This is a genomic window from Vibrio sp. B7, from assembly GCF_963888765.1.
GTDB classification, from domain to species: Bacteria; Pseudomonadota; Gammaproteobacteria; order Enterobacterales; family Vibrionaceae; genus Vibrio; species Vibrio anguillarum.
Map to the genome: position 1 here is coordinate 333,960 of NZ_CAWPKR010000011.1, position 17,920 is coordinate 351,879.

Below are 17,920 nucleotides of genomic sequence, written 5' to 3' on the forward strand. Positions count from 1 at the left end.
ACTGCTCTGGCTTTTTTATTCCTTGTAATTTCGATGGTTTTTGCTGCCGAGTAGTTGAGCTATGATAGCGGCAACGCTATTAATGAACAGGATTGAGCATGTCGACTGAAGAAATTAAAAATGAACGCCATAAAGCGAGACAACAGAAAGTAAAAGAGCAAGTCGATGCACGAATTGCCGCGGCCCAGCAAGAGAAAGGGTTGTTATTGATCATTACCGGCAATGGCAAAGGGAAATCTACCTCAGGTTTTGGCACCATTGCGCGCGCTGTAGGGCACGGTTTGAAATGTTCGGTAGCCCAGTTCATTAAAGGAACCTGGGAAAACGGTGAACGTAATCTGCTTGAAAAACTGGGCGTCGAATTTCAAGTCATGGCGACGGGCTTTACTTGGGAAACACAAAACAAAGAAGCCGATACCGCAGCGGCGCAAGGGGTTTGGCAAGAATGCAAACGCATGCTTAAAGATGAGTCGATTGATGTGGTGTTGTTTGATGAGCTGACCTACATGGTGAGCTATGGCTATATCGAATTAGACGAAGTGATTGAAGCCTTAACAACACGGCCAACAATGCAGTCGGTGGTGATCACGGGCCGAGGAGCACACCGCAGCTTGATTGAAATCGCCGATACGGTGTCGGAAGTCAAAAATGTGAAACACGCCTTTGAGTCGGGCATCAAAGCACGAAAAGGCATCGACTGGTGATAAAAAAGCCTCCTCTAAATCGAGGAGGCTTGATCAATCATAATGAAATCAACCCAGTAAATTACTTAAAAAGACTTTTTAATAAGCCATCAACCGCTTTCTTGGTTTTCTCGTCTTTTATCTCAACGCCGAGCTTTTCCAAGCCACGGTCAATCTCTTTTTCCGCTTTTTGTCTTAACACATCATCAAAAACCAATTTGAATTTAGGATCGCTCCATTGCCCTGAGATGTTGATAGGAATCGTGACGTCTCGCAGCTCATCAATGTCTTTGCCACCTTGCCCCTCTAGTGTTCCCACCACAGAAGTGCTCACCAAGAAATCAACCGTTTGTTGCAGATAATTCGCTTTACCCTCACCACGAATACGCAACAGTGGTGATTGCATGGCGAGGTTATTGGTGGTGACTTCCCCTTTGTTCAATTTCAGCGTAGCGGTCATGGCGCTAAAATCGGTTTTCTTCACTGGGTCGTCATCAACTTTCTTACCTTTAATTTTGGCGTAATTGCTACGGATAAGGTGAGCAACGTTAATACCATTGACGGCACCATCGGCAAAGTTGATGTTCACGGTTCCGACAAGGTTTTGTTGAATGCCCGTTGGCGTCAAACTGCGCCCTTTTACGTCCACATCGATGTTACCCGTGCCTTGTAACATCTCATTATTGAGTACATCTTTTAATAGCGGCAGCACCTGTACTCCCTTAACGCTTTTTTTAGCGCTATAAGTGGCAGGTACTTTGGTTGCATCTAGTTGAGCGGTCGCCTGAATAGTACCTTGGTAAAGGTTGGCACTGAATGAGGTTAAATTCACGATGCCACGATCGACGCTAAAGCTGGTTTGTACATTCTGTAATCGAGCATTATTGGCTTTGAACTTGTCTATGGTGACCTTGCCTTGCACATCCAACGTTTTTAATGCACTGAGATCCGGTTCCACTTCAGCACTCACTGTAGCAGGCGCAGCTGACGTTGAACCTGACGATGCCTTACTTTCACTCACGGCACTGCTTGCCGTTGCTGGATTCGCAAGCCCTAAAAATTCATCCAAATCGATATTTGGGCTATGCATATTGAAGCGGATTTTAGGGATCTCAGCCAACGTCACTTTGACATCACCATCAAATTCTAATGCATTTGCGGTTAATTTACTGAGTAAGACATCCAGTTGGTTTTTAGAGAGATCAAAACGAATGTTCGAAGTTAAACCAATCTGCATTGGGCTTTGTGGCAAACTGGTTCCTTCTAGATTAGTATCCAACACCAGCGTATCAATCTTCACCAAGCTCATGGCTTTATCGAGAGTCAGTTGCGCACTCCCCTTCGCATCGAGTTTTAGATCAGCCGCCTTTCCTTTCACGCTGAATGACAGCGCATTCTTCTTATCAAACTCGAACGTGGCTAATTCAATCTTCGCAGAATCAATCTGGTTTGATGGGTCACTAAAGCTCGCATCAAACACAACGTTCTTCACCGTATAATCCTTGAAACCAGCGGCTAATTTGAATTCAGCTCGCCCTTCTGCGGCAAAGTTTTGTTGGTTATTTTTACCTTTGGCGGCAAAAGTTGCTGACGTCCATTTGTCCACCGCAAACTCTGAAAGATTTACCGCCACGTCATACAGCTTGGTATGTGTACCGGCTTTACGGTCTTGTATTTCCAGTAATGCGTTTTCGACGCTAACGCCCGCTAAGTTAATCGTCCACTCTTGAACAGGGTTGCTCGCATTGACGCTGCTTGTCTCTTCTTGTTCTGGTTTTGTTTCGTTTACGGCGGAAGAGGCGGCTGGTTGAGGCGCGGCTTGAGTTAAGCTATCTAAGTTTGAACGGCCATCTTTAAGGGTTTCAAGATGGAACTCAGCACCATTTAGGCGGATGTTGCCAATTTCCAGTTGCTTATCCAGCAATGGCATCACCGAAATTTCAATACCAACTTGATCGACTTTAAACAGGTTTGGAGCGCTGAAACCTTGTGGGTTTCTGAGTTCAGTTTTGCCCAACTCAAAGCCAAGCGAAGGGAAGAAACTCCAACTGATATCTCCTTCAATGACTAAGTCCAACCCCGTTTTCTGTTTGGCTTGTTCTACAATCAAGGGCTTAAATTGGTTAGGATTGACCAACAGGACAAGTGCGAGCGCGGCAGCGATTAACGCACCGATAATAATGGCAATGAAAAGAAACAGTTTTTTCATCAGCTTTTTCCTTGCTTAATTAGAAAAAGAAAGTGGCACCTAAAGTGCCACTTGTCTGCTTAAAAATAAAGACCACAAAAGTTAAGATTTCAACAATTTCGCGATGTGGGCTTTTAATACATCAATGGCGATACGGTTTTTACCGCCACGAGGAACGATGATGTCCGCGTACTGTTTTGACGGTTCGATAAACTGCATAAACATAGGGCGAACCGTTTTTTGGTATTGCTTCAATACCGAATCCATGGTGCGGCCGCGCTCTTCTACATCACGCTTCACTCGGCGTAATAAACAGATATCCAGCGGAGTGTCCATAAATACGGTCGCATGCATTAAGTCACGTAAACGTGGGTCTGTCAGCAGTAAAATACCTTCTAAAATAATCACTTTCTTGGGTGTTAATAGCGTTGTATTCGCGGTGCGAGTATGCTCAGTGTAGCTGTACTCTGGCACTTCAACCGCTTCGCCACGGGTTAATTGTTCTAAATGTTGGCAAAGTAGATCATGGTCAAGTGCATTCGGGTGGTCGTAGTTTGTCTTAACGCGCTCTTCCATGCTGAGATGGCTTTGGTCGTTGTAATAGCAATCTTCCGTAATCACACCAATTTGGTGGTCGCCTACTTTGGCACGAAGTTCGTTATAAATCGTGCTTGCAATCAGGCTTTTTCCAGAAGCTGAAGCGCCAGCAATACCTACGATGACGCATTGATTATTCTCAGACATTATTTTTGCACCCGGTGATGGTTTGGTGATGAAAATAGATAAACTGCCCGATTATAGGGACTTCAACCACCTGATACCAGTCTCGATTTAGACTTTGGAAGAGGTTTGAATAACAAACTACCAAGCAAACGTTTTCGTCGCATTTCAGAAGAGATCACCACAGTGCTACTTTCACAGCACTGTGGACCAACACTAGTCTACCAATGTAAAACTGATTGCATCTGGCTTAGGCTTTCCTTGCCAATATAGGCTTGAACAGACTCGTTCCGCCAGTTGAAGATAACGCTGTGTATGCTCACTTTCTGGTTGAGCAACCACGGTAGGACGACCTTGGTCGATGTCTTCACGCAGGGCAATGTGCAGAGGAATTTGTGCAAGCAGCGCCAACCCATATTCACTGGCCAGTTTCTGCGCGCCACCGACACCAAAGATATGCTCTTTCTCTCCACAATGACTGCAGATGTGATAGCTCATATTTTCAATAAGCCCGATAACCGGAACGTCGACTTTTTCGAACATGGCCGCCCCTTTGCGCGCATCCGCTAGTGCCAGATCTTGCGGAGTGGTGACGATCACCGCGCCCGTTACCGGAATTTGTTGTGACAAGGTGAGTTGAATATCACCTGTCCCCGGTGGCATGTCGATGACCAGATAATCCACATCTGGCCACTCGGTTTCATTGAGCAATTGCGCCAGTGCTTTCGATGCCATCGGCCCGCGCCAAATCGCCGCTTCAGATTTATCAACCAGATAGCCAATCGAATGGCTGAAAATGCCAAATGCCTCAACGGGCTGCATCCACTTATTATCACGCACATCTGGCTTTGCTTCTTGCTTGCCAAGCATCATCGGCACTGAAGGGCCATAAATATCCGCATCCAACAAGCCAACTTTCGCCCCAGATTGAGCAATGGCTAGAGCAAGATTGACGGCTGTGGTTGATTTGCCGACGCCCCCTTTGGCTGAAGTCACCGCAATAATATTTTTAACACCATTAACACTATGAGCCACCGTCGTCGCTAGCGCTTTCGGCGCAATAATGATCTCAACACTGAATGGAGCAAGCGCATCGGTTTGCTGCTTGGAGACGACCCATTCGGAAAGCTCATTCAGCAGATTTTTAGCGGCAAATGGAATATGAACCGTCAAACGCCCCGCTGTTGTAACCGAAACCCAATGCGGTTGGTTTGCCCACCCCGCAATAAGATGAGGGTGTTCAAATTGGTTTAACCAATCGCAAAAATCTTGTTTAGATGTGAACGGCTGCATAGCTTCTCCTTTTTGCTCATGCTATCACTCTCTATTGTCAGACTGAACCCCAAAAAAGTTGCGGGATTCCTTAGGCTCACGCCTTGGAGTCGCTCGCTGCATAAGGTAGTATTGGTCTCTATTTTTCATACCTATCAAAAAAGCGAATATTAAGTATGGCGACTGACCCAAGAAACGTTTCTTCAAGGAAACTGCTGGTAACTTGTGCCCTTCCGTACGCTAACGGTTCGATCCACCTTGGTCATATGCTTGAGCATATCCAAGCTGACATTTGGGTTCGTTACCAACGCCTACGCGGCAACACTGTAAACTTCATCTGTGCAGACGATGCTCACGGCACGCCAATTATGCTTAAAGCACAACAGATGGGTATTACACCTGAAGAGATGATCGCCGCAGTAAGTGAAGAGCACCAAAAAGATTTTGCAGGTTTTGATATCAGCTTTGACAATTATCACAGCACTCACAGCGAAGAGAACCGCGAACTGGCTTCTCACATTTATCTTGAGCTGAAAAAAAATGGCTTCATTTCAAGCCGCACCATTTCTCAGCTGTTTGACCCAGAAAAAGAGATGTTCTTGCCTGATCGCTTCGTGAAAGGCACTTGCCCAAAATGTAAGTCAGAAGATCAATACGGTGATAACTGCGATGCGTGTGGCGAAACCTATAGCCCAACAGAGCTTATCAACCCGAAATCGGCCGTTTCTGGCGCGACGCCAGTAATGAAGGATTCCGAGCATTTCTTCTTTGACCTTCCTCAATTTGAAAGCATGCTCAAAGAGTGGACTCGCTCTGGCTCGCTACAAACAGAAACCGCCAATAAAATGCAAGAGTGGTTCGAAGGCGGCCTGCAACAGTGGGATATTTCACGTGATGCGCCATACTTTGGCTTTGAAATCCCCGGCGAAAAGAACAAATTCTTCTACGTGTGGTTAGACGCGCCTATCGGCTACATGGGTTCATTTAAAAACCTATGTAACAAACGCGATGACTTAGACTTTGACGAATACTGGAATAAAGACAGTAAAACCGAACTGTACCATTTCATCGGTAAAGATATTGTTTACTTCCACAGCCTATTCTGGCCAGCGATGCTTGATGGCAGTGGTTTCCGTAAGCCTAATAACGTCTTCGTGCACGGTTATGTCACAGTCAATGGCGCGAAGATGTCGAAGTCTAAAGGAACGTTTGTCAAAGCAAGCACTTACTTAAACCACCTAGACCCAGAATGCTTACGCTACTACTACGCCGCAAAACTCAATAGCCGCATCGACGATCTTGATTTAAACCTTGAGGATTTCACCCAACGTGTGAACGCCGATGTGGTCAATAAAATCGTCAACCTTGCATCGCGTAATGCAGGCTTCATCACCAAACGTTTTGAAAATCAGTTGTCTGCAACCTTTGCCGAACCAGAGCTGTACGCAGAATTTGCCGCTGCAGCGGATCGCATTGCTGATCTTTACGAAAGCCGTGAATTTAACCGTGCCATTCGTGAAATCACCGCATTGGCGGACAAAGCGAACCAATACGTGGATGAAAAAGCGCCTTGGGTTGTGGCTAAACAAGAAGGTCAAGAGCAAGAGCTACAAGACATTTGCTCAGTGGGTATCAACCTATTCAGCGTGTTAATGACTTACTTAAAACCTGTAATGCCAGCACTAGCGGCGCGCACCGAAGCATTCTTAAACCAAGAACTCACTTGGGAAGGCGTACAAACACCATTAACAAGCCATACACTCACGCCATTCAAAGCGCTGTTTAATCGCATTGATCCGAAACACGTTGAAGCGATGATTGAAGCGTCTAAAGAAGAAGCGGCAGCAGAAAAAGCTGCGATTGAGAGCGCGCAACCAACCACAGTTGAAACTGAGCTAAGTAAAGACCCTATTGCAGCTGAAATCGAATTTGATGATTTTGCTAAAGTGGACTTACGCGTTGCTAAGATCATCGCTTGCGAAGCGGTGCCAAAAGCGGACAAATTGCTTAAATTCCAATTGGATATTGGTGGCGAAACTCGCCAAGTGTTTTCAGGTATTAAAGCCGCTTATTCACCCGAAGAGTTAGTAGGCAAGTACACTGTCATGGTAGCGAACCTCAAACCGCGTAAAATGAAGTTTGGTATGTCAGAAGGCATGATCTTAGCCGCAGGCCCTGGTGGCAGCGAGTTATGGATTCTTGAGCCACATGAAGGTGCTCAAGCTGGCATGCGCATCCTGTAATACATCAATCTTCACGATAGCATCCCCAACACAGAGTGTGTTGGGGATTTTTTATCACCATACTGCTCAAAATCGATCCAGCTCACACTTTTAGTTCAAAATGCACCAATAAGATGCATCACTTCAACGCGAAAATACATAACCCATTGAATTTAAACAAACAAAAAACTGGCATTAACCCTGCTAACTCTAGATTGGTATAACATTAACAAGGAGTTGGTTATGTTTGTTTTTATCTCAATGCTTATCTCTATCGGTATATTGTGGCTGATGTTTTATCTGGCAAAACAGCGTGAATCCACATTACAACGTAAATATCAACTGCTGATCGACCTTCGCCAGCTACTGTTTTTATGCCGTCAGCACCGTAACATTACCCATCAAACACTAGCCTCTGGTCAAAGACGCGACACTGAGTTGAATGAATTGCAAGATACGCTATACGAAAAAAGTAATCACTTAATTGCTATCGCACACTTTGACAACAAACCAATGTACCGTGTGCTGCAAATTAAGCTTAAAGCACTCATGAAGGAGTGGCCAGAGCGCTCTGTGGCTCGTAACCAAATGATGCATGGTAAAATAATTCGTCACTGTATGTTCTTAATGGATGAGGTGATACTGGCTTGGTTGGTGGAATCCAACCGCGAAGATCTCAGCGATGAATACCATGTTAATTGGCAACAGGTCATTGATGCGATGGACGCGCTAACTCAGTTACGCATCAGCATTGATGAAATGGATACTCAAGATGGCCGCATACGCTTGCAGCATTATAGTGAGGTTGTCAGGCGTAGGATGAATCAACTCGCCTTAATCAGCCCTTTAACGGTAGCTTCGCCAAGCTGCTCAGCCGCGCTGCATAGCCTGAGCGAACTGCATGATCATCCTGCCTTTCAAATAGAAGCTGGCGCGATGTACCAAATCACTTCGGATATTTCACTCAGCATCTCTCACGTTTACGACCAGATGCTCAGCGACTTAACCGAGAGCTTGTACATTCCGTTGCCTAAATTGGCGATTGCTTAGTGAGTAATTGTTTAGCTGGTGACTGTTTGACTGGTGATTATTTAGAAAGTAAAAAGGCCACTTTATTCAAAAGTGGCCTAATCACTCACCGTGTACATAGATACATCAGTGTAAATTCAGAACTCAATTACAGCATTTTACGCGCAGCTTCGACAACCACTTTGATTGAACGAGCCTCGGTCTCTTTGAGTGTCGCGTGATCTGGGATCTCTTTTTGAGTACGGTTGATGATCACACCCGCCACACAACCTGCTTTCAAACCTGAGCTCGCACACATGGTTAGCAAAGTGGCGGATTCCATCTCAAAGTTCAATACGCCCATGTCTTGCCACTCTTTCATCGAGCCTTGGAAACGACGCACAACACGACCCGTGAAGGTGTCATAACGCTCTTGACCTGGGTAGAAAGTATCACTTGATGCGGTAACACCCATGTGCACGGTTGCACCACTTTCAACTACAGCCGCTTTCATTGCAGTGGCGACATCGAAATCAGCCACAGCAGGGAATTCCATTGGCGCAAAGTGCAAACTTGCACCGTCAAGGCGAACCGAACCTGTGCTGACAATCATATCACCCACATTGACATGAGGTTGGATTGCACCAGTAGTACCTACGCGTAGGAAAGTACGCACGCCAAGTTGAGCAAGCTCTTCAACCGCAATAGACGTAGAAGGACCACCGATACCAGTAGAACAAACAACGACTGGCTTACCGTCTAACTCTGCGCGGTACACAGTGTATTCACGGTGGCTAGCAAGAAAGACTGGATTTTCCATCTCTTCAGCGATTTTTTGTACGCGGGCTGGATCCCCAGGGATAATGGCCAAAGTAGCACCATTCAGATCGGCTTCGGTAACACCTAGATGGAAAACGGCTTGAGACATAAGTGACTCCTTATTGCGGCTTGTTCAGCTCATAGATATACATCGGGTATGCAGCTACTCTAGCGAACCACGCACCAACAAAGAGTGATCAAATTCACAATGAATGACGCAATGTAACGAATACATTCTCATAAAAACGGTTTGCATCACAAAAAACAGCAAGATTGATGAAATAACACCCAACCCTAAAAGATGATTTCCAACACTGCATAACAAAATACAAGCGCAATATCGACGCATTTCACACTATTACCACAATAGGGTGCAAACCCAACAGGCATGAGAGATAACGACCCGCCATGCCTTGCTGAGCTTTTTGGGTTTTAGTCTCGGACTATTTTTTAAATTTCAATAGACGCAACGCATTGAGCGTCACTAACGCGGTAGCTCCACTATCAGCCAGCACCGCCACCCATAAGCCCGTAATACCGAGTAAACTCGTGACTAAAAAGATACTTTTTAAGCCTAGCGCTAGCGTGACATTCTGGCGAATATTGGCGAGGGTAGCTTGTGATAGCTCGATCATGGTGGCGAGCTCGACCAATCGATTATGAGTAATTGCCGCATCGGCCGTTTCCAACGCAACATCGGTCCCCCCCCCCATCGCAATACCAATGCTGGCTGCTTTCATTGCTGGTGCATCATTAATGCCATCCCCGACCATCGCCACTTGTTTTTGTTGCGCCAACTGTTGAATGTATTCCACTTTATCTTGCGGTAATAAACTGGCTTTGAAATCTATCCCTAATTGAGCACTCATCGTCGCAGCGCTTCTAGGGTTATCGCCAGTGAGCATAATAGTGTCGATCCCCAAACGGCGCAGTGCTTCAATGGCGGCTTTGGCATCTTCACGCAAGGTATCTTGCCATGCGATTAAACCGACAATGTTCTCTTGCTCAAAAACCACCACCACTGTTTTGCCTTGCATCTCTAGCGCTTCCACTTGCGCGCTAAATGCATCAGAAAACGGAACATTCGCTTTGCTTGGCGCTAATACGCGCAGTGATTTCCCCTCCACAACCCCCGAAACCCCACTGCCAACTAACGCTCGCTTCTCTATCGCTTCTGGAATGGGCAAAGCCATCGCTTGCACTTTTTTCACTAAAGAGGTTGCCAGAGGATGGCTCGAGCCCATTTCAACCGCTGCGACATAGCGCAACAATTGCTCTTCATCCCAGCCATTGAGCGCAACCACATCCGCAACTTCCGGTTTACCTTTGGTCAAAGTACCCGTTTTATCAAAAGCAATACTCTCTATTTTTCCAAGCTGTTCGAGCGCCGCGCCCCCTTTGATCAGTGCACCACGACGCGCCGCTGCGGCAAGGCCAGAAGTAATGGCCGCCGGAGTTGAGATAACCAACGCACATGGACAAGCAATCAGCAGTAAGGCTAAGCCACGGTAAACCCATGTTTCCCATGGCTGCGCAAACAGTGTCGGCGGTATCACAACCACGGCTAATGAAACCAACATCATTAATGGGGTATACCAACGACTAAATTTATCAAGAAAACGTTCTAACGGCGCTTTGCGAGATTCCGCTTCTTCAATCAGATGCAAAATGCGATCAATCGCGTTTTCACCCTGTTTGGAGGTGATGGTGAAACACACCACCTGATCCGCGACCACAGCACCCGCCATGACACTGTCACCTTGATAGCGTTCGACAGGCAGTGATTCGCCCGTTAACGCGCTCTCATCAAAACTGGCCGACGCTTCGTGCAATTGACCATCCGCGGGTAGCCGAGAGCCGGGAGAAACTTCCACTACATCCCCCGGTTTTAGCTCATGTGCCGCCACCGTGATGCGTTCTCCTGCCACAATTTTTGTTGCCGTTTCAGGCACCAGTGCCATTAAAGCTTGTACACCGCTACGCGCTTTAGAAGCGGCAAAAGCTTCTAGCCGCTCTCCGATGAGGAAGAGTAATAGCACCATCGCTGCTTCAACCGTTTCACCAAGATAGAGCGCTCCGAGCGCCGCAACGCTCATTAAGGTTTCAATCGCAAAAGGTGTGCCTGAGCGTGCCAGTTGAATCGCTTTTTTACCGATAGGATACAAACCGGCAAGGCAGGTCAAAATGAACATCCCATCGCTGATTTGAGGGAAATAAGGCTGCACAATAGCGGCGAGTACCATGGCGCCAGCAATGGAGAGGATCTGCGCGTTCTGTTTTATGACTGACTTCCAATCGCTACGAATGGGGGCAGAAACTGGATTAGCCGCATCAATGCGGTGAGCCGTAAAACCTGCGTTACGAACCGCTTGCTCTATTTCAAGCGCTGCCTCTTCGGTATTAAACTTGACCACCAATTTTTCAGTGGCAAACAGCACTTTGGCGTCGATCACATTACCCACTTTTTTAAGCGCCGTTTCAACCTTACGTGCGCAAGATGGGCAATCCATCCCTTCAATTTTCCAGCTTTGGTTAAACTGTGTTTTAACGGATGTGAGCTGCGCGGGTTCATCATCAGGATCATTGCTTGCGCACTCTCGTGACCCGCAGCACCCCTCTTCATTTGAATCAACGCCCGCAGCCCTAATCGCGGTAATTTTAAGACTAGAGCATGACACCGCCTGCGGGTTTGCCATGCTATTTTTTGTAGTACTGCAAGCTTCATGTTTTGTGCACATAGGATTCTCCTTCTCTGATGCACAAAGCTTAAACCCTAGAGTTAACTCCAAGGTCAAGCGCATTTTTATCAAACCTGAACTTAACGCACATTCACCTTGATTAGATGGAAAAGAGGTGCACTGCACCTCTAGAATTTTATTTATTCCTGCTGATATACCCAAACAACTTGGAGTTGCAGGTAGGCGGCAAGTGAGTGAGTCCCCATGAGCATAGGCAAACTATGTGATTGGGGTGAACGAACGTAGCCAACACTGCTGCAGCTTCAAGTAGGAAGGGTATAGTTTGCTATGTTGGTTTTTTAAAACAATGCGTTAAGTTTTTCCCTAATGCTCTCAGTACATCTCTGCGCGTAATAATGCCAACCAATTTACCTTGATCGATCACGGGATAAACTTTCGGTTTTCCTACTTTCATCATGTCAGCAAGCTCAATAATAGAGGTGTCTGATGAAACGGACAGCACTTCAGGGTGCATGCAGTCACGGACTAAATGGGTGTCTTCACAGAAATAACTCACCTTCACCAATTTATCGAGCAAATCCTGCTCTGATAGAAAGCCAATCACTTGTTCTTGGTCGTTAATAACAGGACCACCAAGATGCTCCGAACGCATCACTTTTTCTAAAGCCGCTGTCATCGGCATGTCCGGTTTGAAGGTGATGGCTTGTAATGTCATATAATCTTTAACTATTAGCGATTGCATATCTGTCTCCTTAGTTGCAACGGTATGCTGCCTTAAGTTAAGTGTTGACTAATTTCACCGTTTTACTAAATGGAAAAAATCGATTTTGCTCATCGGCACAAACTATCGATATTACAAATAGTTAATTTTTATCAAGGGTAAATGGCAAAATCTTTTATCAAAACGTCTCATTTTTGAATCAAACAACACGTTAAGAACACGATGTCTCGCAAGATTTTACAGTTAATATCATTTATATCTTAAACATTGACCGTTTTATTAATAAGGACTGGGCATGGTGAATTCGCCACTGTTTTCCGAGATTATAGAAAACCCAGCACTGATGCGCAGCTTGTTGGAGTCATTACCCGAACCCACTTTTCTGATTAACCGCGATGGCGTATATGTGGAGGCCTTAGGAGGCACGGATCGCAGCCGACACCACGACCCAAGAGTTCTCATTGGTCTCAATCTATACCAGGTATTACCCGAAAAAAAAGCCGCTTGGTTTCATCAAATTATCCAAGAAGTCATTGATAACGGACAAATGCGAGAGTTTGAATACGATCTCGACCTAAGGGTGATAGCTCAATTTAAAGGCAGCTCTGGCCCTATCGATATTCAGTTTTTTAACGCATTGGTCATCCCGCTGAAAAATACTGAGTACGTGCTATGGATTGTGAGAAATATTACCGCTTATAAGCGCACGTTAGAGCGGCTTTCTATACACCAACTTGAGTTAGAAAAACTGACCAATGTGGATCATTTAACTCAGGTCTATAACCGTTATGCGATGGACTCATTGCTGCCCAAAGCGTTAGATAAGATCAAACGTGAGCAAAGTAGTGCTGCAATTTTCATGATCGACTTAGATTGCTTCAAAGAATATAACGACCACTATGGCCATGTGAATGGCGATACTGTGCTGCGCAAGATAGCGAGCACTCTGCAGCATTGGAAACGTAAAGATGACCTCTGCTTTCGCTATGGAGGAGATGAATTTCTACTATTTATTGCGGATATTGATATTAAACAGTGCGAGCAAAAAGCATTACAACTACTTAGTGAAGTGAGAGAGCTGCAAATCCCTCACCGCTATTCTCGTGTCTCATTGTATGTATCGATTACTATCGGCATCCAATATTGCGAACACATACCGACTGGCATGACGCCAGAACAGTTTGTATCAACGGCCGATAAAGCGCTGTTTCACGCGAAGAATCAACAGCGCGGAACTATTCATATACTACACAAGGCTTAGTCGATGGTGTGATGATTAGCCCAACGTTGCGCGGCTTGGGCATCTGAATCTCGAGACTCCACCCAGCGTGTTTGTTCGGTGGTGCGCTCTTTCTTCCAAAACGGTGCTTTGGCTTTAAGGTAATCCATAACGAATTCGCACGCCTCAAAAGCCGCACCACGATGTGAGCTCGACACGCCTACAAACACGATTTGATCGCCAATATCTAAATCACCGATTCGGTGGATCACACGGATTTTTTGCACCGGCCAACGTGCCTGAGCCTGATCACAAATATCACTCAAAGCTTTTTCTGTCATTCCCGGATAGTGCTCAAGCGTTAAGCCAATAACATTATCACCTAAATTCATATCACGAACTTTGCCAATAAAGGTAACCACAGCGCCAGCGGAAGTACCTTGCGACAAATCACGGTATTCTGCGTCTACCGAGAAATCTGATATTTGAACGGAAATACGGCTATCCATCACTAGCCTCCGGTTACTGGAGGAAAAAAAGCCACCTCATCACCATCACTTAACGGGTAATCAAAGGCAACGATGGTTTGATTGACTGCCACCAGCAGTTTTCCCGGTCGTAAGGCTAAATCCCATTTCCCAGGCTGCGAGGCTAAGTGGCTACGCAGTGCTTCAACCGTAGCAAACTGTGCCTTGAGTTGAATGCTGTCTTGGCCGATCAACTCACGAGTTTGAGCAAAAAAGAGGACATTAATCATGCGTGACCTTTTGTTGTGGCTGAGCGCTAAAGTAACCAGATTTCCCGCCGCTTTTTTCAAGTAAGCGCACTTGTTCAATCACGATATCTTTTTGTACTGCTTTACACATGTCGTAAATGGTTAACGCCGCCACCGATGCCGCGGTTAAGGCTTCCATTTCAACCCCTGTTTTACCGGTTAATTTACACAATGATTCAATTCGAACTTTGCTTTGTGCTTCGATGGCTTCAAGCTGCACTTCTACTTTAGTAAGCAGCAATGGGTGGCACAGTGGGATTAAATCCCACGTTTTCTTCGCCGCTTGAATGCCCGCAATTCTTGCGGTGGCAAACACATCACCTTTGTGGTGTTGCCCAGAAAGGATCAGTTGCAGCGTTTGTGGTGACATCTTCACAAAGGCTTCCGCACGTGCTTCACGTACGGTTTCAGCCTTGGCAGAGACATCGACCATATTGGCTTCGCCTGAGGCATTAATATGAGTAAATTCGCTCATTGAAACCCCGTTAAACCGAAAGATGTGGCATAAAGTTGCATGGGCGATGGCTGGCATCTAACTGCTGTTTGATGATTTTCGTCCAACCGGTTTTGCACGCTCCTGTTGAACCTGGCATGGCAAAAATAACCGTATGGTTGGCAAAACCTGCAATGGCGCGAGACTGAATGGTTGAAGTGCCAATTTCATCGTAAGAGACCAATCGGAACAGCTCGCCAAAACCTTCAACTTCTTTATCAAACAAGGGCTTTAATGCCTCTGGTGTGCTGTCGCGTGAGGTAAAACCCGTTCCACCCGTGATCAGCACGGCTTGCACGTTTTCATCCGCGATCCACTGAGAAACAATCGCGCGAATTTTATACTGATCATCAATAACAATCTGCTTATCGGCCAGAATGTGTCCCGCTTGTTGAAGTTGCTCAGCTAAGTAACCGCCTGAAGTATCGTTTTCTTCAGTACGAGTATCGGAAACCGTCAGTACGGCAATATGTGCTGGTTGAAATGCGCTTTCTGCGTGACCCATGTGTTCACCTACTGTTCAAATGTGTACCAACATCACCCGCTAAACAATAGCCAGTGACAAAAAGAATTTAGCCGCCAATGGAGGCGAGATTAGGTGTCATACCCGTATTGCCATCTTGTAAAAAGTGGCTGACCGACTTGGTCTGTAATTGCGCTTGAATTCGCTCAATTAAGGCTTGCTGTTGATTATCTTGGGCGAGCAGATCGCGTAATTCAACGCCTTGCTCACCGAAAAGGCACAGGTGTAACTTCCCCTTTGCCGAAACACGTAAGCGGTTGCAGCTATGGCAAAAGTTTTTCTCATACGGCATGATAAGGCCGATTTCACCTTGGTAATCGGCATGAACAAATACTTGCGCTGGCCCATCATTGTGAGCTCGGGTTTTCAGCACCCAACCATTGGCAATCAGTTGATTACGAATGGCAACACCTGAAATATGGTGACGCTCAAACAGCGAGTCCATTTCACCAGTTTGCATTAGTTCAATAAAACGAAGTTGAATAGGGCGATGTTTAATCCAATCTAAAAAAGCAGGTAACTGCTGATGATTAAGGTCTTTTAGCAGCACAACGTTGACTTTAACTTGCTGGTAACCGACTTCAAAAGCGCGATCAATCCCCGCCATCACTTGCGTAAATTTGTTTTCACCCGTGATTTGGTGGAACATTCTTGGATCAAGACTATCGACACTGACATTGATATGCGTTAACCCGGCCGATTGCCAACCTTCTACTTGTTTGGCCATACGGTAACCGTTGGTGGTGGTCGCCACTTTCTCTATACCAGCGGTATTCGCCACACAAGCAATAATGTCGTTAAAGTCTTTACGCAAAGTCGGCTCCCCCCCTGTGATGCGTACTTTCGACGTACCACAGTCGGCAAAGGCTCGCACGACGCGTTGTATTTCAGGAAGGGTTAAAAAAGACGAGTTTTTCTGCCCCGAAGGTTGATAACCATCAGGCAGGCAATATGTGCATTTAAAGTTACAGACATCTGTAACAGATAAACGTAAATAATAAAATTTACGTTGGAATCTATCTTCGAACTGTTGCGCCACGGAACACCTTTCCAAATACGGGAGGCATAATCATTTCCAATTATGCCCTTGTGGTATTAGACCACTGGCTTAACCACCCTATCTCACAAAAATGAGACTTAGCCAGTTAAGCTCGGAGCTATGGCAGCCGTTGAGGTAGTATAATTAACTATCTCTACAGCAGCTGATAAGTAAAATACTTAATATTAGTAAGTGATTCTACCCTTATCGTAAAAAAAAAGAGTCCATTACCCAATTTACCTCCTAATGAGTATGGGTTGTGAACAAGCTGATTTAAATTGTAGTTAATTATTAAAAAATAAGAAGAACAGATGACTCTATACACTTCAAAGAAAGTCGTCGCCATTGGCGGAGGACATGGGCTTGGACGCATGCTAGCGGCGTTAAAAGATTTTGGCTCCAATGCGACAGGGATTGTAACCACCACAGATAACGGCGGTTCCACTGGGCGCATTCGCCACTGCCAAGGTGGCATTGCATGGGGCGATACACGTAACTGTATCAACCAGTTGATCACTGAGCCTTCAATCAGTTCGATGATGTTTGAATATCGCTTTAAAGGTGCGGGAGAACTCAATGGCCATAATCTCGGTAATTTGATGCTGACTGCATTAGATAACCTATCTGTGCGCCCTTTAGACGCGATCAACTTGATCCGAAACATGCTCAAAGTCGATGTTAATATTTTACCTATGTCAGAGCATCCTTCTGATCTTAGTGCACTTTCTATGGATGGTCACTGGGTCACGGGTGAAACGAACGTGGACGAGATGACGGAAGATTTAAGGCGCTTAGATTTATCACCTGAAGTGCCAGCAACCAAAGAAGCCATACTCGCCATCAGTGCAGCAGACTGCATCATCCTTGGCCCGGGAAGCTTTCTCACCAGTGTGATGCCACCACTACTGCTGCCCGAAATTGGCAATGCCATTGAGCAAAACGTAAAAGCAAAGCTGATTTTTGTTGAGAACTTGTCTCCCGAGCAAGGACCTGCTGGTCGCATGTCGCTACGGCAGAAATTGGAATGGTGTGAGCGCGCCTGCCACGCGCGAAAAATCGATGTGGTGATCGGCGATACACCACATCCGGAGCTGGCTGAACACTGGCATTGTGTCACTACAGAGCTAGCATCATCCAATCGTGACTGGCGGCACGACCGAGTTAAACTTCAAAAAGCCATTGAGAATCAACTCACAAGCTAATCCATCAAGTGGCAGTAGCAACGATGCGTCTCTTCGATAAGAGCGCGCATCGCCGCCACTTCTTCAGCCTCATCAAAAATGCAGTTTGCCTTTCCTTTGCTATCGATATCCACCGCTTTAGCGCACAATCTATCCGCACCAAAGCTGGCGGCACTGCTTTTTAGAGCATGGCTGATATCTTTTAAATATTCGATTTTATCCGGCAGATTTTGATCAGCTAGCTTCTGTGTATAGGCGCTCAGCTCGCTGAGAAAAATATCGAGCAATATTGGCACATTCTCTTCTCCAATTTCTTGGGCCAAATGCGCAATTTTGTTTTTATTGATCAGTTCCATAT

At 45.9% G+C, this 17,920-nt stretch carries 17 protein-coding genes and 1 riboswitch; of the genes, 5 read left to right on the top strand and 12 right to left on the bottom strand.

Annotated features, from left to right (window positions below):
- Positions 1–98: 98 nt before the first annotated feature.
- Positions 99–704: a cob(I)yrinic acid a,c-diamide adenosyltransferase gene (gene cobO / locus AACV32_RS06565; RefSeq protein WP_026028813.1), complete on the top strand. Its 606-nt coding sequence runs from the start codon at positions 99–101 to the stop codon at positions 702–704.
- 61 nt (positions 705–765) lie between these two features.
- Here cobO and AACV32_RS06570 read toward each other — a convergent pair whose 3' ends face one another.
- The 3 genes from AACV32_RS06570 to apbC form a co-directional block, all read right to left on the bottom strand.
- Entirely contained in the window at positions 766–2,892 is a 2,127-nt protein-coding gene (locus tag AACV32_RS06570) for an AsmA family protein (protein ID WP_170894799.1), read from the bottom strand.
- Positions 2,893–2,973: 81 nt separating this feature from the next.
- Complete coding sequence (gene udk / locus AACV32_RS06575) at positions 2,974–3,615, bottom strand: uridine kinase (protein ID WP_010320672.1); 642 nt, start codon at positions 3,613–3,615, stop codon at positions 2,974–2,976.
- A 192-nt stretch (positions 3,616–3,807) separates the two neighbouring features.
- Complete coding sequence (apbC, locus tag AACV32_RS06580) at positions 3,808–4,884, bottom strand: iron-sulfur cluster carrier protein ApbC (RefSeq protein ID WP_017048342.1); 1,077 nt, start codon at positions 4,882–4,884, stop codon at positions 3,808–3,810.
- A 155-nt stretch (positions 4,885–5,039) separates the two neighbouring features.
- Between apbC and metG the strand changes: the two genes are divergently transcribed.
- The gene (gene metG / locus AACV32_RS06585; RefSeq protein WP_170894800.1) at positions 5,040–7,106 is read left to right on the top strand and encodes a methionine--tRNA ligase; all 2,067 of its coding nucleotides are present in this window, start codon (positions 5,040–5,042) and stop codon (positions 7,104–7,106) included.
- A 216-nt stretch (positions 7,107–7,322) separates the two neighbouring features.
- Positions 7,323–8,135 (top strand): hypothetical protein, encoded by an 813-nt coding sequence (locus AACV32_RS06590; RefSeq protein ID WP_017044551.1) that lies wholly within the window; start codon positions 7,323–7,325, stop codon positions 8,133–8,135.
- A gap of 127 nt (positions 8,136–8,262) precedes the next feature.
- Here the strand turns inward: AACV32_RS06590 and udp are convergent, their stop codons facing one another.
- The 3 genes from udp to AACV32_RS06605 all read right to left on the bottom strand — a co-directional run bounded on the left by udp (position 8,263) and on the right by AACV32_RS06605 (position 12,353).
- Entirely contained in the window at positions 8,263–9,021 is a 759-nt protein-coding gene (gene udp / locus AACV32_RS06595) for a uridine phosphorylase (protein ID WP_010320675.1), read from the bottom strand.
- Positions 9,022–9,355: 334 nt separating this feature from the next.
- Positions 9,356–11,650 carry a zinc/cadmium/mercury/lead-transporting ATPase gene (locus AACV32_RS06600; protein ID WP_170894801.1) on the bottom strand — a complete coding sequence of 765 codons (2,295 nt, stop codon included), beginning with the start codon at positions 11,648–11,650 and terminating at the stop codon, positions 9,356–9,358.
- 286 nt (positions 11,651–11,936) lie between these two features.
- Positions 11,937–12,353 (bottom strand): CBS domain-containing protein, encoded by a 417-nt coding sequence (locus AACV32_RS06605; RefSeq protein ID WP_013857256.1) that lies wholly within the window; start codon positions 12,351–12,353, stop codon positions 11,937–11,939.
- 274 nt (positions 12,354–12,627) lie between these two features.
- Here AACV32_RS06605 and AACV32_RS06610 point away from each other — a divergent pair, with 274 nt between their 5' ends.
- Positions 12,628–13,593, top strand: a complete 966-nt coding sequence (locus AACV32_RS06610; RefSeq protein WP_013857257.1) for a sensor domain-containing diguanylate cyclase — start codon at positions 12,628–12,630, stop codon at positions 13,591–13,593.
- On the opposite strand, the gene moaE is transcribed toward AACV32_RS06610, so the two are convergent.
- The 5 genes from moaE to moaA form a co-directional block, all read right to left on the bottom strand.
- The gene (gene moaE, locus AACV32_RS06615) at positions 13,590–14,060 is read right to left on the bottom strand and encodes a molybdopterin synthase catalytic subunit MoaE (RefSeq protein WP_038148363.1); all 471 of its coding nucleotides are present in this window, start codon (positions 14,058–14,060) and stop codon (positions 13,590–13,592) included. The two genes, AACV32_RS06610 and moaE, sit on opposite strands and share 4 nt — an antisense overlap.
- 2 nt (positions 14,061–14,062) lie before the next feature.
- Positions 14,063–14,308, bottom strand: a complete 246-nt coding sequence (gene moaD / locus AACV32_RS06620; RefSeq protein WP_017050147.1) for a molybdopterin synthase sulfur carrier subunit — start codon at positions 14,306–14,308, stop codon at positions 14,063–14,065.
- On the bottom strand, positions 14,301–14,801 hold the full coding sequence (gene moaC, locus AACV32_RS06625; RefSeq protein ID WP_010320681.1) for a cyclic pyranopterin monophosphate synthase MoaC: 501 nt from the start codon (positions 14,799–14,801) through the stop codon (positions 14,301–14,303). Before moaC ends, moaD begins: the two co-directional genes overlap by 8 nt.
- 10 nt (positions 14,802–14,811) lie before the next feature.
- The gene (moaB, locus tag AACV32_RS06630) at positions 14,812–15,324 is read right to left on the bottom strand and encodes a molybdenum cofactor biosynthesis protein B (protein WP_010320682.1); all 513 of its coding nucleotides are present in this window, start codon (positions 15,322–15,324) and stop codon (positions 14,812–14,814) included.
- Positions 15,325–15,391: 67 nt separating this feature from the next.
- Positions 15,392–16,381 carry a GTP 3',8-cyclase MoaA gene (gene moaA / locus AACV32_RS06635; RefSeq protein WP_026028246.1) on the bottom strand — a complete coding sequence of 330 codons (990 nt, stop codon included), beginning with the start codon at positions 16,379–16,381 and terminating at the stop codon, positions 15,392–15,394.
- Positions 16,370–16,513: riboswitch (molybdenum cofactor riboswitch) on the bottom strand. It overlaps the preceding gene by 12 nt.
- Positions 16,514–16,692: 179 nt before the next feature.
- Here moaA and AACV32_RS06640 point away from each other — a divergent pair.
- Positions 16,693–17,583, top strand: a complete 891-nt coding sequence (locus AACV32_RS06640) for a YvcK family protein (RefSeq protein WP_013857260.1) — start codon at positions 16,693–16,695, stop codon at positions 17,581–17,583.
- Here AACV32_RS06640 and luxU read toward each other — a convergent pair.
- Positions 17,580–17,918, bottom strand: coding sequence for a quorum-sensing phosphorelay protein LuxU (gene luxU, locus AACV32_RS06645; protein WP_017048414.1), 339 nt, complete (start codon positions 17,916–17,918; stop codon positions 17,580–17,582). The genes AACV32_RS06640 and luxU overlap by 4 nt on opposite strands.
- Positions 17,919–17,920: the final 2 nt, after the last annotated feature.

What these genes read in the sequence shown, in the direction of transcription:
- moaE (WP_038148363.1), bottom strand. Translation starts at nt 14,060, where the DNA reads ATGGATAGCCGTATTTCCGTTCAAATATCAGATTTCTCGGTAGACGCA.
- AACV32_RS06610 (WP_013857257.1), top strand. Translation starts at nt 12,628, where the DNA reads ATGGTGAATTCGCCACTGTTTTCCGAGATTATAGAAAACCCAGCACTG.
- AACV32_RS06640 (WP_013857260.1), top strand. Translation starts at nt 16,693, where the DNA reads ATGACTCTATACACTTCAAAGAAAGTCGTCGCCATTGGCGGAGGACAT.
- metG (WP_170894800.1), top strand. Translation starts at nt 5,040, where the DNA reads ATGGCGACTGACCCAAGAAACGTTTCTTCAAGGAAACTGCTGGTAACT.
- AACV32_RS06570 (WP_170894799.1), bottom strand. Translation starts at nt 2,892, where the DNA reads ATGAAAAAACTGTTTCTTTTCATTGCCATTATTATCGGTGCGTTAATC.
- luxU (WP_017048414.1), bottom strand. Translation starts at nt 17,918, where the DNA reads ATGGAACTGATCAATAAAAACAAAATTGCGCATTTGGCCCAAGAAATT.
- moaC (WP_010320681.1), bottom strand. Translation starts at nt 14,801, where the DNA reads ATGAGCGAATTTACTCATATTAATGCCTCAGGCGAAGCCAATATGGTC.
- moaD (WP_017050147.1), bottom strand. Translation starts at nt 14,308, where the DNA reads ATGATTAATGTCCTCTTTTTTGCTCAAACTCGTGAGTTGATCGGCCAA.
- AACV32_RS06600 (WP_170894801.1), bottom strand. Translation starts at nt 11,650, where the DNA reads ATGTGCACAAAACATGAAGCTTGCAGTACTACAAAAAATAGCATGGCA.
- udk (WP_010320672.1), bottom strand. Translation starts at nt 3,615, where the DNA reads ATGTCTGAGAATAATCAATGCGTCATCGTAGGTATTGCTGGCGCTTCA.
- udp (WP_010320675.1), bottom strand. Translation starts at nt 9,021, where the DNA reads ATGTCTCAAGCCGTTTTCCATCTAGGTGTTACCGAAGCCGATCTGAAT.
- apbC (WP_017048342.1), bottom strand. Translation starts at nt 4,884, where the DNA reads ATGCAGCCGTTCACATCTAAACAAGATTTTTGCGATTGGTTAAACCAA.
- cobO (WP_026028813.1), top strand. Translation starts at nt 99, where the DNA reads ATGTCGACTGAAGAAATTAAAAATGAACGCCATAAAGCGAGACAACAG.
- AACV32_RS06605 (WP_013857256.1), bottom strand. Translation starts at nt 12,353, where the DNA reads ATGCAATCGCTAATAGTTAAAGATTATATGACATTACAAGCCATCACC.
- moaB (WP_010320682.1), bottom strand. Translation starts at nt 15,324, where the DNA reads ATGGGTCACGCAGAAAGCGCATTTCAACCAGCACATATTGCCGTACTG.